The sequence below is a fragment of the Pseudooceanicola algae genome (genome assembly GCF_003590145.2).
GTDB classification, from domain to species: domain Bacteria; phylum Pseudomonadota; class Alphaproteobacteria; order Rhodobacterales; family Rhodobacteraceae; genus Pseudooceanicola; species Pseudooceanicola algae.
Map to the genome: position 1 here is coordinate 900,865 of NZ_CP060436.1, position 14,524 is coordinate 915,388.

At 62.2% G+C, this 14,524-nt stretch carries 10 protein-coding genes; 2 read left to right on the plus strand and 8 right to left on the minus strand.

Translation table 11 applies throughout. The annotated features are described in order from the left end of the window. Positions 1-677 precede the first annotated feature (677 nt). Positions 678-2,528: a methyl-accepting chemotaxis protein gene (locus PSAL_RS04340; protein ID WP_119840047.1), complete on the plus strand. Its 1,851-nt coding sequence runs from the start codon at positions 678-680 to the stop codon at positions 2,526-2,528. A 296-nt stretch (positions 2,529-2,824) separates the two neighbouring features. Here the strand turns inward: PSAL_RS04340 and PSAL_RS04345 are convergent, their stop codons facing one another. From PSAL_RS04345 to PSAL_RS04380, 8 genes are all read right to left on the minus strand, one after another. Continuing rightward, a complete protein-coding gene (locus tag PSAL_RS04345; RefSeq protein ID WP_119840048.1) occupies positions 2,825-3,778 on the minus strand; it encodes a glycosyltransferase in 954 nt (317 codons plus the stop codon). Then, positions 3,775-4,338, minus strand: a complete 564-nt coding sequence (locus PSAL_RS04350) for an SAM-dependent methyltransferase (protein WP_119840049.1) — start codon at positions 4,336-4,338, stop codon at positions 3,775-3,777. The genes PSAL_RS04345 and PSAL_RS04350 overlap by 4 nt, the downstream gene beginning before the upstream one ends. Then, positions 4,338-5,042, minus strand: a complete 705-nt coding sequence (locus PSAL_RS04355; protein WP_119840050.1) for a PIG-L deacetylase family protein — start codon at positions 5,040-5,042, stop codon at positions 4,338-4,340. Before PSAL_RS04355 ends, PSAL_RS04350 begins: the two co-directional genes overlap by 1 nt. Then, positions 5,039-6,133 carry an acyl-CoA/acyl-ACP dehydrogenase gene (locus PSAL_RS04360; RefSeq protein ID WP_119840051.1) on the minus strand — a complete coding sequence of 365 codons (1,095 nt, stop codon included), beginning with the start codon at positions 6,131-6,133 and terminating at the stop codon, positions 5,039-5,041. The genes PSAL_RS04355 and PSAL_RS04360 overlap by 4 nt, the downstream gene beginning before the upstream one ends. Next, positions 6,130-7,182: a glycosyltransferase gene (locus PSAL_RS04365; RefSeq protein WP_119840052.1), complete on the minus strand. Its 1,053-nt coding sequence runs from the start codon at positions 7,180-7,182 to the stop codon at positions 6,130-6,132. The genes PSAL_RS04360 and PSAL_RS04365 overlap by 4 nt, the downstream gene beginning before the upstream one ends. Beyond that, complete coding sequence (locus PSAL_RS04370) at positions 7,179-8,159, minus strand: glycosyltransferase family 2 protein (RefSeq protein WP_119840053.1); 981 nt, start codon at positions 8,157-8,159, stop codon at positions 7,179-7,181. Before PSAL_RS04370 ends, PSAL_RS04365 begins: the two co-directional genes overlap by 4 nt. Continuing rightward, positions 8,156-9,616 carry a glycosyltransferase family 2 protein gene (locus tag PSAL_RS04375; RefSeq protein ID WP_119840054.1) on the minus strand — a complete coding sequence of 487 codons (1,461 nt, stop codon included), beginning with the start codon at positions 9,614-9,616 and terminating at the stop codon, positions 8,156-8,158. Before PSAL_RS04375 ends, PSAL_RS04370 begins: the two co-directional genes overlap by 4 nt. 506 nt (positions 9,617-10,122) lie before the next feature. After that, a complete protein-coding gene (locus PSAL_RS04380) occupies positions 10,123-13,125 on the minus strand; it encodes a transporter substrate-binding domain-containing protein (RefSeq protein ID WP_196222831.1) in 3,003 nt (1,000 codons plus the stop codon). 703 nt (positions 13,126-13,828) lie between these two features. Between PSAL_RS04380 and PSAL_RS19210 the strand changes: the two genes are divergently transcribed. Beyond that, positions 13,829-14,215, plus strand: coding sequence for a hypothetical protein (locus tag PSAL_RS19210; RefSeq protein ID WP_231388612.1), 387 nt, complete (start codon positions 13,829-13,831; stop codon positions 14,213-14,215). Positions 14,216-14,524 lie beyond the last annotated feature (309 nt).

The window sequence follows — 14,524 nt, forward strand, 5'->3', positions numbered from 1 at the left end:
ACCGGTACAGCGATTGGCCAATTGCCGCGAGACCTGGTGAAGTCCTGATGCGATCGGGACGCCTCGAAGCCTTCGCCGGATTGCTGTCGAAAAGGCCGACGCTGATCTACCAATGCCGTAAACCCTGCGATGGTTTCAGCCGGCTCTGCCGAATATGCCGCCAGATGTGTTTGGGCGTTTGGCTTGCCGCCGTGCCCTTGCCGCCCTTGCGGCGGATCCCGCCGGGAAATTGACGCCTTATTTCGATGATGCACGGGGCATGGCAAAGAAAGTTGTCGGATCGCATGCAGGCGATGACCTCGGCCTTTGTGGTGCCGCTTGTGGAAACGTTCTGCGGTTCGACAGTCTGTTCACCCAGCGTAGCACGGGCCGTGACATACGCGGGATCTTCCCGGGGTCAGATCGCTTCGGATATCGCGGCCCTGGGAAAGGGGGCGTTCGACTGTCATCGGATCTGCGTGATTGATCAGCTCGGATCTTTCGGACTTGGCACGATGCAATGTCCTGGATCGGTTTTAACAATTTCAGAACGAAGGAATTTTTTTTCGGCCAGACGCCTATCCGGCCAGGTTTGTCGTGAATTTTTGCGGTTTTGACACCACCAACCCTTGGCGACTAAACGGATACTTTACGCTTTGCGGTCAGTTCTGCTGCGAACCGATCAAGGAGCGTATCGCATGGCAGCTAGGTTTGGACTTCGGATCGCGCCGAGGATCTTTTCGATCATTCTGGTGTCGATCATCGCAAGTGGGACGCTTGCTTTTTCCATCTATGAAATTGCGGTCCGCAACATCTACACCATGCGCGAAGCACACTTGCGCGATATCGTAGAATCGGCAAACAGCTTGCTGATATCCTTGCAGGAACGGGTCGATAATGGCGCAATGGAGCGATCCGATGCCCAGGCAGAGGCAGTTCGGCTATTGGAAGCCATTTCCTATGATGGGACGAATTACATCTTTGCCTTCGACAAGAACCTGGATGTGGTTGCCCATGGTGGAAACCCGGCCTTGAATGGGACCAATCAGCGGGGGCATCAGGACCCCGATGGGATCATGGTGTTTCAGGAGCTCGGCCGCGTGGGCCAACAAGCCGGCGGCGGATTTGTCTTCTACTCCTTCCTGATGGATGGAAAGGTCCAGCCCAAGGTCAGCTACGCGTTGGAGTTCCAGCCCTGGGAATGGGTGGTCGGCACCGGTACCACCATTTCCGACATTGATGCCCAGATCGGCCAGATTCGAAATCGCGGCCTGATGGTCCTTCTGCTTGGTATCGTCGTCATGTCGCTGGTCAGCTGGGGGATCGCGCGCAGTGTGACCGGACCAATTCTTCGACTGAACGATCGTATGCGGGGCCTCTCGGCCGGCAATCTGAGGGATGCAATCCCTGGGACCGGGAACAGCGATGAAATCGGCGAAATGGCGCGGTCAGTGCAGGCGTTCCAGAAAGATCTGCAGAGCGGCGAAGCGATGAAGATGGAAGCCATCAAGGCGAAAAACGAGCAGGAAGCCGCTGTGTCCGCCCTGGCCGACGGTTTGAAAGCTCTTTCAGAAGGTGATCTGAGTACGCAGATCGCAGGGCCATTCCCGCCAAGTTACGAAGATCTGCGGACCGATTTCAATGAAACGGCAAGTAATCTTGCGACCCTGATCGGTACCATATCGGACACAGCGGGCATGTTGCAGCAAAAGGGCGAGGCGATCAGCCAATCGGCCGAAGTGGTCGCCAAAAGATCCATTGAATCTGCGGCATCGCTTGAAGAAGCTGCAGCCGCCATCGAAGAACTGACGTCCTCCACCATTCTCGCTGCCAAGGGTGCGACCGAGGCCAACAAGATCGCCAGTGAGGCGACCTCCAATGCCGAGCGCAGTGGGGATGTCGTTGGCCGTGCGGTGACTGCGATGGGCTCGATCGAAGGGTCTTCAGGCAAGATTTCGCGGATCATGGACGTGATCGACGACATTGCCTTCCAGACCAATCTGCTGGCGCTGAATGCCGGGGTCGAAGCAGCAAGGGCCGGCGAGGCCGGCCGCGGGTTCGCGGTGGTGGCGTCGGAGGTGCGCGCACTTGCGCAACGGTCTTCCGAAGCGGCGCGGGAAATCAACGCGCTGATTACCGAAAGTGGCAATCAGGTCACGGAGGGTGTCTCGCTCGTGGGGGCGGCTGGCAAGACGCTGGAGGAAATTGCCGGCTCGGTTCAGAAGATCGCAGCGCATATCTCGGACATCTCGACTTCGGCGAACGAGCAATCGGCCGGGGTCAGTGAAATCAACACCTCGGTTTCCTCCCTGGACCGCGCGACCCAGGAAAACTCGGCGATGTTCCAGGAAACTCTGGATGCAAGCCGGTCGATGACTGAGGAGGCGATAAACCTTCGCCACGCGGTCGGACGGTTCAAGCTGACAAAATCGGGAAACAGCATGGCCGCACGGTCGCCACAGCGCGCTGCAGCGGCGCCGACTGCCCGAGCCGTGGTGAACGGTCCTTTGGCCGGGAGCGGCGGAAGCGATGATTGGGAAGATTTCTGAAACCAGGGAGAGGATCAAATTACGTCAGCAATCGAGTTCGGGGTCGTGGGGGTGTGAAGAAGCCAGCGCTTGAGTTGGTAAAATACACCTAGGAGACTGACGGCCTCTTGGAAGAGGGCGCAGGAGATCGTGGCGCCCAGTCATAGGCACTGAATAGGATGCCGGAAGTCTCCTGCCCGAGATTACTCGCTCTATTGCGACCATCCGCAGGGTCCAAGACAAATACTTGGATCTATTCCGAAGGGAACAACCTAAGCCTGCTCCCTTTCCCGAACATGCTTATTTTAAATGGAAGGTCAGGAGCTTGGTTGGAAACAGGACTCTTCCATCTCTGCCTGTGGGTACAAGAAGCTCTTCAATTTGCTGATGTGTCGAGGCAGATCGCGGACCTTCGGACGGGCTTCGTCAGGCACATGCGGCGGCCATTGGGCAAGTGCATTTTGTTCGGTATGACTGATCAGCCAGTCGGCCTCCGCCAGGCAATTGTCCACCATGTAATCCATACCGCCGATCCGCGCTTTCAAGGCATCAGACATGCCCCCCGCGGCGCGGCCATCCAGGCGACAGGAGGCCTGGACCGTGACGTCGCTGGCATGTCTGACCTTGCGCCCTAGGCTGCGCAGGTCCCGAATGATCCGGCGGTCTTCACTGCATTTGATCTGCGCAAATCCTCCGACAGCAACGTAGGCGGGCTTTGTGATCCCCAGGCTCGCTCCGGCGGCTTCTCCGTGGGTACCGGCGATATCCGTGCATCCCGGAGCATACCGCGCATAGATGTCTTGCACCAACTCCCGGTAGGTGCCTTCCAGGGTGGCAAGCCGTTGATCCATGCTGCGCAGAATGTCTGCCTCCTCCGTGATCACATCGACCTTTCCGCAAACGGCGTCCACCTTGCGCAGGTGGGACCGGTTTCGGACGATCCAATTCCGGCCAATGATGCAATCCGCATCTGTTGTCAGCAAGAAGCGCAAGTTGGCCATTCTTTTCAGGGCGTGGTCACAACCTATCTTTCGTGCCGTCCCGACGCCCTGATCGGCAGGCAGGGTGTGATCAAGCACCACAAGGTGCAGGCCAAAGCGGTTGGCAACGGTCCTTGCGATCTCGCCCGTGCGATCGGTGGTGTTGTTGACGACCAGGATCACCGTGACACCCGCTGTGGATTGGGGGGCGAGGGCGGCAAGGCACGCGCCGATCCGGTCCTCTTCGTTGCGGGCCGGGATGATGACGGCCGTGTCATTTGCGCGGCTCATGGACGGACCCTCGGCAGGCCGCGATCGATGCGGTACCCGTCCGTTTGATCGACACAACTGAAATCATGGGTCCGCAGCGCGGTGGTCAGGACTGTCAAAGCCTCCTGGCCCTGAAGATCGTGATCCGTATCCCCCAGCCAATTGACGCAAAGGATCTCTGCCTGGGGCCACGCGCTTTGGATGTCGGAGGCCAGCTTGCGCAGGCTGTCGTGATCCAGAAAATAAAGGATCTCGGACAGGATCAGCAGATCGAAACTGCCCTCGGGCAGGGGACAAGGATAGTAATCGCGCAGGAAGGCGGCCTTGGGCACCGACTCCCGCGCCGCTTCGATGGCCGTCGCGACGGCGTCGAGGCCCGTGTAATTGTCGCAGAAATCCACCAGATGTCTGGCCAATTGCCCGTTGCCACAGCCCAGTTCGAAGGCGTGGGCGTAATGCCTGCGAGACAGGGCGCGCCGAGTGGCGGCGAATTTGGCCTGCTCGTACTCGCTTTGCCGGAAATTCCAAGGGTCGGTGGTATCGGCATAAAGCCCATGAAGATGATCGCGTCCTACGCCCATCACGGTATCCTCCAGAAGATTTCATCGCCGTTTGCGAATGTCTCGACAAAGCCCGGCGGCAGGGTAAAGCCCGATGGATCATCCCGAACGACCTGGCCCAATTGGCTTTGATGAGCCTCGATTGCTGCGCGCTTGCGGGCGCTCAAGCCGCCAAGGGGGATGTGAACCGGGTCGTGGGCGGCGATCTTCCTGTCGAAATCCGGTTCATCCCAGCGGGACCAGACGGGGTAGGCGTAGTAGGCCCAGTCCGGTCTTCTTGCGCGAAGCGCTTGTGTAAATGCAGCGGTTGCCTGGTGATCCTCGTGCCCGTCTTCGATGGCCGGGGCGAAGATCTGCGCGATGCCCAGCCCGTCGATGATCCGTTCCAGGTCTCCTGCGATAACCTTGGGGTCGGCGCGGTAAAGCTGGCTGTCAGGCATGCCGAGCCACGTCAGGTCACGGTCCGAGCCGCCAAGGCGGTCAATCGCCTCGATCAATTCTGCGCGGCGCTGACGGGCCAAAAGCTGCGGCGGCCAAAGGGTCGAACCGGGGTGGCTGGCGCTGCCGTCTGTCAGGCAGATCACATGCGCGCCGGCACCCGAGAAGGCCCGCGCCAGCAGCCCCCCGCACCCCAGGGATTCATCGTCTGGATGAGGAGACAGGACGACAAGCCGTTCCTGGCCTGCGAACACGCCTTGCAGTCGGGGATCCAGGGCGATGTTCATGCGAAGACCCCCCAGGCCTTGCCCGACGCGCCAAGGGCTCTTTCGGCCGCGCGTTGCAGAAACGCGTCCCGCGCCGCCTGGCGCAGGTAGACCGACAGGTCGCGCGCGATGCGTCCAGTTTCCGACCTGGTTTCGAAATGCCGCAGACCGATGCTTTGTTCGACCGCCCGGATCGCGTCGAGGCCGACCTCTTCCGTGATCAGACGGGCGGTGATCGAGGTGGCCACGATGTCTTCTGCCGGAAGATGCCGGTCAAGGGTCGCTTGCGCCGCGCGGTCGGTCAGGGTGACGCCGGCCCAGGCGCGCATCAGAACACTCATCAGGCGGGCCTTTTGCGCCTCTGCCTGCATACGGTCCAGGGCGCGCAAGTCGGCGGCGGCCCGGTCGATCAACCCGATGACAGCGCCGACCTGCAAGGCCGCGATCCGCCAGACACCGCCGACGAAATGCGGCTCGGTCGTGTAATCGCCGGGCGCGCCGATCCAGTCAAAGCTGCCCGCTGGCATGTCCGTGAAATCATATGACCCCGAGGCGGTCGCTTTCATGCCGCGCATGGCCCAGGTCGCGGCATCCGCGCGGCCCGGATCGGTCACATCGACCAAGGCCAGGTGCACCTGGGGACCGGAATTGACCGTGATCAATGCATGGGTGACCGTCCCGAGGCCGGAGGCGAAACATTTGCTGCCGCTCAACTGCGTGCCTGCGCCCTGCACGGGGGTGCCGCCGTCGGCGCCCCAGACGCCCAGCACGGCGTCGTTTGAAATGCGGCGCGCGACGGCCTGTTGTTGCGCCTCGGTGCCATACAGACGGATCAGGTGCAGCGCGTTGATATGGCCTTCGTAAAGGCGGCCGACAGCAAGGTTCGCAGCCCCCACCTGCATCAACGCGCGCGCGGTCCGGGCGGGATCACTGGCGCCGTCGTCCTCCAACAGGTCTGCGGCGCGCAGAAGATCGATTGAGCCCGCGATGGGGCGGTCGCCGCGTTCTTCGCCGGCGGCCGCCTTTGCCAATGCTTCGGACAGGTCGCGGGGCACCGGCCCGCCGTCATCCAACGCCGCAAGCGGGGGGAAAAGAGGTTGGGGATGTGTCATTGCGACACCTCGCTCATCTGCTTTTGGGGGGCGGTGGCGTGCTTGAACACCTGTATCCAGGCATCGGCGACGGCGCTCAGGCGGAATTCGGGGTTGGCGCATACCTGCATCGGCGCGCGTCGCCAGGCCCGGATGCGGGCGAGGATCTGATCGGGGTCCTGCCCATCCACCCGCTGGCGCGGATCGGCGACAATTTCGGCGTTGGCCCCAAGGTCTTCCTGCACCAGCACGGGCGTTCCCACGGCGTTGGCTTCCGCCAGAACCAGCCCGAATGTCTCGGCAAAGCTCGTCTGGGGATAAAAGAGGCATAGCGCGCGACGCATCTGCCGGATGAGGGCGGCGTGCGACAGCGAGCCAAGAAAGACCACGCCTTCAGGCACTGGCCCGGTTTCCCAGTTGAGATAGCCGGGGTCGGCCACGCAAAGGGTCAGGTCGGGAAAGTGCTGCCGGAGCGTCCGAAACTGGCAGAACACCTCGGCCAGCCCCTTGTGAGGGGAGCTCGCGAACAGCAGCCTGTCGGGATTTCGGGTCGTTTCGTCGGGGCGCAAATTGTCGTCGATCGGATTGTAGATTACCTGAATGTTGGGCGTATTGTCCGGACCCAGAAAGTGCCTCAGGTCCTCGGCATGCGTTCTGGAGACACAGATGACGGTAACATCGGCGGCCTTCAGCGCAGCCCCCATCTTGCGATTGTGGCGGCCGGGATAGACATGCAGCCACAGAAAGATCGGGGTATCGCGGTGTTGCTTGCGCAGTTTCAGCGCAACTTTCCAGCGATTGATGACCACGATGGCGTCCTGCCGGGCCTCAAGTCGCCGGTCGTTCAGACTGCGCAGCGGACCGGCGCGGGACACCTGCTGCTCGGTCCGGCCATTTTGGTAAACTGTCACGTCAACATGCGCCCGAAGCGCCGAGGCCACCCGCAGGATCGTCGCTTCGGTCCCGCCCAACCCGCCTTTTTCAAGGTCTTGCGAGGCATAGCCCGCAGCACAGCAGGGATCGACGATGGCAATCCGCGCCGGGCTGATCAAAGATGAGATCTGGTTCATTGCGCGGCCATTTCAGCGGCGGCCTCTTCGGCCAGATGTGTCGACAGGATCCGGTCGAGTTGCGCCGAGGTGCCGGGCGCGGTCGGCACATCGCGCCGCCGCAGCAGGTCGGGACGGCTGGTGAAACGCAGGCCCAGGGTCGGGATATCCAACGGGACCGGCCGGACGGTCGCGTCGCGGCGCCATGCCTCGACCTTGCCCCAGACCATCTGGCGATCCGCCCTGCGGCGTGCGCTGTCGTAATCCGAAACCGCCGATTGGGTCAGACTGTCGGGGGTTTCGATCTTGGTCAGCAGCAGTTCATCGACGACCCAGATGATTTCTCCGTTCAGGATCAGACGGTTGCGGAATTCCCGGTCCTCTTCGATGCAATCTTCGAACCCGCCAAGGCGGCGGAACACATCCGTCCGGAACAACCCGGAATTGATATGCGTCCAGTCTCCGGGCACCTGCGTGCCCATCTGCAGGTTGGGAAACACGTCATCCAGCAGCGAGATATTCCGCCGGATAGCGACGCGACGCCCGTCCGGCAGGATCAATTCGTGATGGGTCAGCGCGGCCGTCACCTCGAGCGTCTGACCGGCCTGCTTGCCGGACATCGACCAGTTCAGGCATTCATCCGCCCCGATATCCTGCGCGGTCAGGGCCCGGACCTGATGCAGGACCTTGTCGCGGTGCGGGATGTCGTCGGAATCGTGAAAGGTGACCGCGTCGCCATCGGTCAGCAGCAGCCCGGCATTCTTGGCCTGCGCGGTCCCGAGGTTGGCCGACAGGCGGATGTAGTTGAACCGGGGGTCGGCAAGGAAGCCCGAGACCGCGTCCCGGGTTGCATCCGTACTGGCGTCATCGATGACCGTGACGCGAATGTTCCACCAGCTTTGATCAAGTGCCGCGCGGATGGCGCCCGCTATCAGGTGCGCGCGGTTGTAGGTCGGGATGATGATGTCGACGAGGGGGGCCAGAGGATCGGATGTCATGCGGTAATCTCCATGTCGGAAGAGACGATCGTTTTACGATAGGCGCGCAGGCTGTGATCGGTGATCAGCGCGGCGGGCAGGGGCAAGAGCAGGGTCAGGACCGCGAAGATGACCAGCGGATTGTGGGGCTGAAGACCGGCAAGCAGAAGCGCGGCCGCGAACAGAAGCAGATGATGGAACGGCAGCGGGGGAAGGCGCCCGGCGTCCCCTCCGGACTTGTCCGTGACAAGGAACGTCAGTCGCGTCCCCGCCAGCGCATCAAAGGTCGCCCTGGCCGATTGCGGTGCGAGGGCGATGCGGCAGGCCAGCGCCTGCAGGACCACAGACAGGGGCAATCCGTCCCGCGCCCCGCGCGCGATGACGCGAATGGCAGTGTCACACAGGCTGAGCACGATTATACCGGCCGCCAGGGACGCCGCTACCGAGTGTTCCTGTCCGGTCATCAGCCAGACTGTCATCAGAAGGCAAGGTACGAGCGTCAGGTTCAGCCAGGCGGTCAATTGCGACACGATCACCAGCCGCTTGTGCAGATTGACCGACCCGGCGGGGGTAAAGATCGTGCCGGTGTGTTTCAGCAGGGTCTGGAAGTTGCCACTGCACCAGCGATAGCGCTGCTTTTCCAGATCCCTGAGCGACAGCGGCAAGAGCCCTTTGCCGACCACCTGGTTGATGAAACGTCCCGCAAATCCGGCCTGGCAAAGCCTCACGCCCAGTTCCGCGTCCTCGGTTGTGGTCGCGCCGGACCATCCGCCGGCGGCAATCAGGGCCTCCTTGGAAATCACGCATAGGGTGCCGGTCAGAAGCACGGCTTCGGCCTCGTCCGCGACGACGGCATTGGTGCGAAAGTACTCTTCCAGTTCGGCATCCACGCCCGCGGCCCAGGGGGCGGTGCCGATATAGGATTGCGGAAACTGAACGAAATCCGCGCTGGTTCTGGTCAGGGCGCCCGCGGCGAGGCCGAGGAAGCTTCGGTCGACGATGTAATCGGCATCAACGGTGACGATATGCGTGGTGCGGGGATCCGTATGGGTCAACGCGATGTTGAGCGCTCCGGCCTTGGCGCCGGCAACACCCGTCCGGTGAAGGAACGTGATCCGGTCGGAATGTGGAGCGCAGAAAGCCTCGACCGGCTTCCAAAGGGCTGGATCGGCCGTATTGTTGTCCATCAGTATGATCTCGTAGTCCTTTGCCGGCCAATCCTGGTCCAGCAAGGCGGCGAGGGTCCGTATCACCAATTCGGGTGGTTCCGAATGGGTCGCGACATGGACCGAGAACCGCGGCGACAGGTCCTTGTGCTTTTCCGCTGAAGACCGTGAAGGCAAATGCGCCAGGTTTGGGCGGAGGACCATCAGGGCAATCTGGACCGTCAGGATCACTGCGCAAAGAACTGCGCCGACCGCCGGAACGACAGCTGCCGTCAACAGCACCCCGCAGATCGTCAATAGCCTGAAGTCCATCGTTCGCCCCCGGGCGTTGAAACAAGGTAGAACCTTCTGTAATCAGCAACTTTCTCAGGTACGCAGCTGCCGAAAAGGCAACGATCCTCGGCGTTGATCAGTTCCCCTCAGGGTGGCAAATAGACCGGTTTGCCGGGGCGTGGAGGCACCCGGAGGTGTCGTTCTTCCCGCCACATTGACGGGCCGCGCAGGCTGAGACGTCGGGGGATGGGCCTTTGGCACGCCTTCCGGAACGGTATCGCCAAAGCCTGACCACCGTGCAGGGCAGGGCGGACCTAGGCCGGCCGGGGTCGGGCAAGACGGAAATCGACGAGGGCTTGGCCGGCTGCGTGCCGCGCGCGGCGTCGCCTATGCTGCAGCGGGCGAGGTGGGACGCGGGGGCATCGACAGTGGCCGGCAGGTGGCTCCCATCAGCGCTCCATCAGCGGCCAGGACTGCTACCTGTGTACATGGCACGGTGGGAATGATCGCACTGCGCCAATGTCGCCCCGACGCGGTGTCTTCCATCACACTGCCCCTTTAGGACGCCCGGATCCTTCCGAACCGCAGGATGCAAGGACATCTGCAATCGCGCGGGCAATCTCCACCACGGGGGCGGGCTTTTGCAGGACCGGAACGTCCAGGCTGCGAAGCTCGCTCATGTCGATATTGGCATGGCCGGACATCAGGATGATGGGAAGACCGGGGAAACGGGCGGCGATGTCCTGTGCCAGATCCCCACCCGAGACGCCTCCGGGCATCACTATGTCGCTGAGAACAAGATCGAATGTCTCTCCGCTTTCCAGGCGCGCGATCGCTTCGACCCCCGTATCGACATCTTCGACCTCATAACCGAGCCGCATCAGGATCGCCACCAGGGGCTCGCGCAGCTCGATCTGGTCCTCGACCAGCAGAATCTGCTGACCTGATCCGTGGGAAACCGCTTCCTTCACGGCTGGCTTCTGCGCACCTTCCGCGTTGACCTGCGGCAGGCGCAAGCGGACGGTCGTGCCCTGTCCCGGCTCCGAATAGATCGACAGATCGCCCGAGGCGCGGTCAACGAAACCCGCCACCATGGACAGCCCGAGCCCCGAGCCCCCGCCGTCCTTCTTGGTCGTGTAGAACGGGTCCGTTGCGTGGCGTTTCACGACCGCGCTCATGCCCGGACCATTGTCGGACACGGAAATTTCCAGGGTATTCCGAAGACCATGTGCCGACTCCGTCATCTGGTCGCTGTCGTAGGTACGTACCCGGACGGTGATCCTGTCGCCCACCCCAGAGCCCTGCAGGGCGTCCCGGGCGTTGATGATGAGGTTCAGCATGGCGTTTTCCAATTCGCCCACATCGCAGAAGATGAAGAAGTCCGTGTCGACTGTCGGCAGATCCAGAGAGATCGCCTCCGTGATCGCGGAGTTGGCCAGAACCGCGAGTTTCTGGAAACTGCGCCCGACGTTCACGGGCCTCGGATCCTGAGGTGTATCGCGCGAGAAGGCCAGAAGACGTTCCGTCAGGTTCCGCCCCGCGTCCACCGCGGCAATGATGCGGCCCAGGATCTCGGGGGCTCGGTCCGCTTCGCCCATCTGTCCCATTTCGGCATTGAACAGAATACTGCCGAGGACGTTGTTGAAATCATGGGCAAGCCCGCCCGTCAGCATCCCAAGAGACGACAGGCGCATGGATCTGTCCAGCTTCTGCCGGTTCATTTCGTTCACGTGATCATCCTCGACGATCATGATCGACGCCAGCCCGCTTTCAGGGGCGCGAACAGTGTCGGAGGTGACACGCACATAGCGCGGTGGATCCGCCGGGTCCGACCGGAAAAGGCAGGCCTGACCATGGATGCGCGTCGCCCGATCCGACGTCGGCCCGTCGTTTTCCGCAAGGCGACAGGTGTCTCCGGTGCCGGGATCGATGAAGGCCGCGGCCTCGGGCCAACGTGCGGGCTCTTCAGGATCCAGTCCCAGAAGACGCCGGCCACTTGGATTGGCGATCGCCAGAGACCCATCCCCGCCGAAGCCGAAGACCGCCTGGCTGGTGCTTGATAGAACGGCCGCAAGGCGCGAATTGGAAGCCTCTGCAATCGATCGCAGTCGGTCAGAGGCTTTCCGCGCGCGCCAGTTCTGAATGAACATGCCCAAGGCTGCCAAAGCCATGAGGACCCCGATGGCATAGAGCAGAAGGGTGACACGCGCGGGCGTCCAGAACTGCGGCTTCTCGAGCCATTTCGTGGCCAGGTCCCGATACTGACCCGATCCGATAAAACCCTGGATCACCACGTTGAGCCGCTCGCGCAGGTCTCCCAGACCAGGCCGCAAGGCAATCGAAAGGTCATTCTGGAAAGCCGGCTCCGAGAGGCGCGCGAACTGGCCCTCCTTTCCAGCTTGTGTCACGAAATCCTCGAAGGCGCGTCGGGGAAAGATCACCGCATCCAGGTTTCCGTCCCCCAGCATGGTCACCGCTTCTTCTGTATCGGCAACCGGGATCAGTTCAGTGCCGAGTGTCCGGGCGATGCCGGCCCGCTGTGGCGAACTGGCAAGTATCCCGACCCTCCGGGTTGCCGGGGTCAGTGGCTGCCCGGCGTCCTCGGCGCGCACGAAGGTCAGGTAGTCGATTGTCTGGATCGGATTGGTGAATTGCAGGAACTCGGCTTCCGTTTCGGTCGCACTGCGCGCAGGCAAGAGGTCGAAGGCATCCAGGCGCGGGCCCTGCGCCCAGCTTTCCTGGGAAATGGCCTCGAACTTCAGGGCGATATTGGCACGGTCTGCCAGTTCTCGGATGACCTCGACGGCAAAACCGCTGAAGCTTCCGTCTTCCGCAATCAAGGAATAGGGGGGGAATTGCGTGACCCCGACTGTCAGCACGTCCGGGATCGGAACGGCCGGCACCATGAACCACTTGCGGCGCAGTTCGGGCAATGCGCGGTTGGCTTCGAGCCGCTCAATGGCCTGCTCTATATCCGGCAGGAGGTCGGCGTGCTCTTGTCGCAGGGCGACGTAGCCCAGCAGCGACCGGATCGCCGGAAAACTGGGCCTTATCAGGCTGTCCAACCCGGTCTTGCGCAGCGTGCGCATGCCAAGGGGCGACAGGGCGATGACACCGTCCACATCCCCGTTCAGCAGCTTTGCAAAGGCGCTGATCTGATCGTCGAACACGACCATCTCGACACCCTCGGGCGGGGGGATGAGGCTGGCAGCGGTGTTGCGGACCGCCCCGATGCGGGTCCCATCGAAGGTGGCGAATGTCGTCTCCTGTGGGGCATCACCACGCACGAACAGAAGAAACGGCGTCTCGGCCACGGGGCCGGCAAAGGCAACGGGGTGGCCCTCCAGAACCTGGCGCCCGACGCCGGCGAGCATATCTGCAGTGCCGTCCCGGATTGCCTGGGTCACCGCAAGGGCCGAGGGATACTCGACGAACTCGATGTCGAAATCGGCTTCGGCAGCGACCATGCGTGCCAGCTCGATCGAGAAGCTGTGCGGGGTCCCATCCGGATCGGTAAAACTGTAGCCGGAACTGTTCGTCCAAGGCACACGCAGGACCGTCCGCCCGCCCGGTTGGGCATCAGCGCCGGGCGCAGCCGTCAAGCAGGCAAGGAAAAGAGCTGCGACAAGGCATCCCCGCAGGATCCTGATGAAATGTAACCGCAATTTGCGCGTGCCCCTTTCGTCCAACGACAGGGTTTCGCACCCGCTGTCGCTTCCCGACCTGCCGTGATCCTGACAGGATTGACCGTTGCCCGACCCTTTGCAAGAAGTCTCGCGCCGCATTGCCCGGAAAATCAGACGGCCCAATGGCGCGCGCCTGGATGTGGGACAACTGCGGTCCTGTCGTGTTTCACGATCGTTTCCAGATGACCCGTCAAGCAGAAGCGCCGCCTGCGTGGAGCGCATCCCCGCGAACTGCTTCAGTCGGTCCGTCTCGGAGAGGGTAGAGTGGTTCTGAATGAAAGTTCCTCAGTTCCCCCAATATGACAGTGATTGAGAACATCGGCTAAGGGCTGAAGATCGGGGGTGTCCGGAAGACCGACATCGCCACGCGTGTCGCCGGATTGCTCGATCTGGTGAAGCTGCCACAGGTCGCAGACAAGATGCCCGGCCAGCTTTAAGGCGGGCAGCAGCAGCGCATCGCCCAGGCGCGGGCGATTGCGATCGATCCGCGGGTCTGCTGCTGGACGAGCCGCTTTCGGCGCTTGACGCCAAGGTCTGCGCAGAGCTGTGCGACGAGATCCGGCAGGTGCAGCGCTCCCTTCGCATTCCGACCCTCATGGTGACGCAAGATCAGGATGAAGCGTTGGCCCTGGCGGACAAGATCATCTGCATGACCCATGGCAATCTCGTGCAGGCCGGCACGCCGGAAGATCTGTATCATCGGCCTGCCACGGGCTTTGTCGCGGAGTTCATGGGGATCGGCAACCTGGCCGAACTTACCCTGTCCGAGATCCGCCGCTTCGCGGTCGACATCTGCTTTTCCCCGCCCGTCGCGTTGCACCCCGAGAAAGGGGCGTTCTTCTACGACCTGCAGGAGGCGGAAATTTCGATCGCGATGGAAGCGCAGGCGGCACGGACAGTGGTTCTTGCCCACCATGCAAAGCTGGGTGTTACCAGCCGTGTGCGGTCCTGAGATGTGATCGGGATCGGAGGACTGGTCGCCAATCGCGCCGCTTCGGACACTGTGCGCGACCTGTTTCGGAAGGCTGGGATCGAGGTCGTCCGAGCGGGTGCAACGGGATCGGTTCGGGCCCATCTGGTCGTCCACCACGCGCTGTCACGGATCGCCGCCGGTTCAACGGAATGCCTGTCCATGCGAGACACAAGGAACAGATGCGCGCACCGCGATTTCGGTGGCTGGAAAGCGGATGCAGTGGTTCGGGCGGAAACCGGACCTTCGCCGTGGGAGGGACCCCGATCCGCATTCGGGAGGCGTGGGCAT

What these genes read in the sequence shown, in the direction of transcription:
- PSAL_RS04340 (WP_119840047.1), top strand. Translation starts at nt 678, where the DNA reads ATGGCAGCTAGGTTTGGACTTCGGATCGCGCCGAGGATCTTTTCGATC.
- PSAL_RS04345 (WP_119840048.1), bottom strand. Translation starts at nt 3,778, where the DNA reads ATGAGCCGCGCAAATGACACGGCCGTCATCATCCCGGCCCGCAACGAA.
- PSAL_RS04350 (WP_119840049.1), bottom strand. Translation starts at nt 4,338, where the DNA reads ATGGGCGTAGGACGCGATCATCTTCATGGGCTTTATGCCGATACCACC.
- PSAL_RS04355 (WP_119840050.1), bottom strand. Translation starts at nt 5,042, where the DNA reads ATGAACATCGCCCTGGATCCCCGACTGCAAGGCGTGTTCGCAGGCCAG.
- PSAL_RS04360 (WP_119840051.1), bottom strand. Translation starts at nt 6,133, where the DNA reads ATGACACATCCCCAACCTCTTTTCCCCCCGCTTGCGGCGTTGGATGAC.
- PSAL_RS04365 (WP_119840052.1), bottom strand. Translation starts at nt 7,182, where the DNA reads ATGAACCAGATCTCATCTTTGATCAGCCCGGCGCGGATTGCCATCGTC.
- PSAL_RS04370 (WP_119840053.1), bottom strand. Translation starts at nt 8,159, where the DNA reads ATGACATCCGATCCTCTGGCCCCCCTCGTCGACATCATCATCCCGACC.
- PSAL_RS04375 (WP_119840054.1), bottom strand. Translation starts at nt 9,616, where the DNA reads ATGGACTTCAGGCTATTGACGATCTGCGGGGTGCTGTTGACGGCAGCT.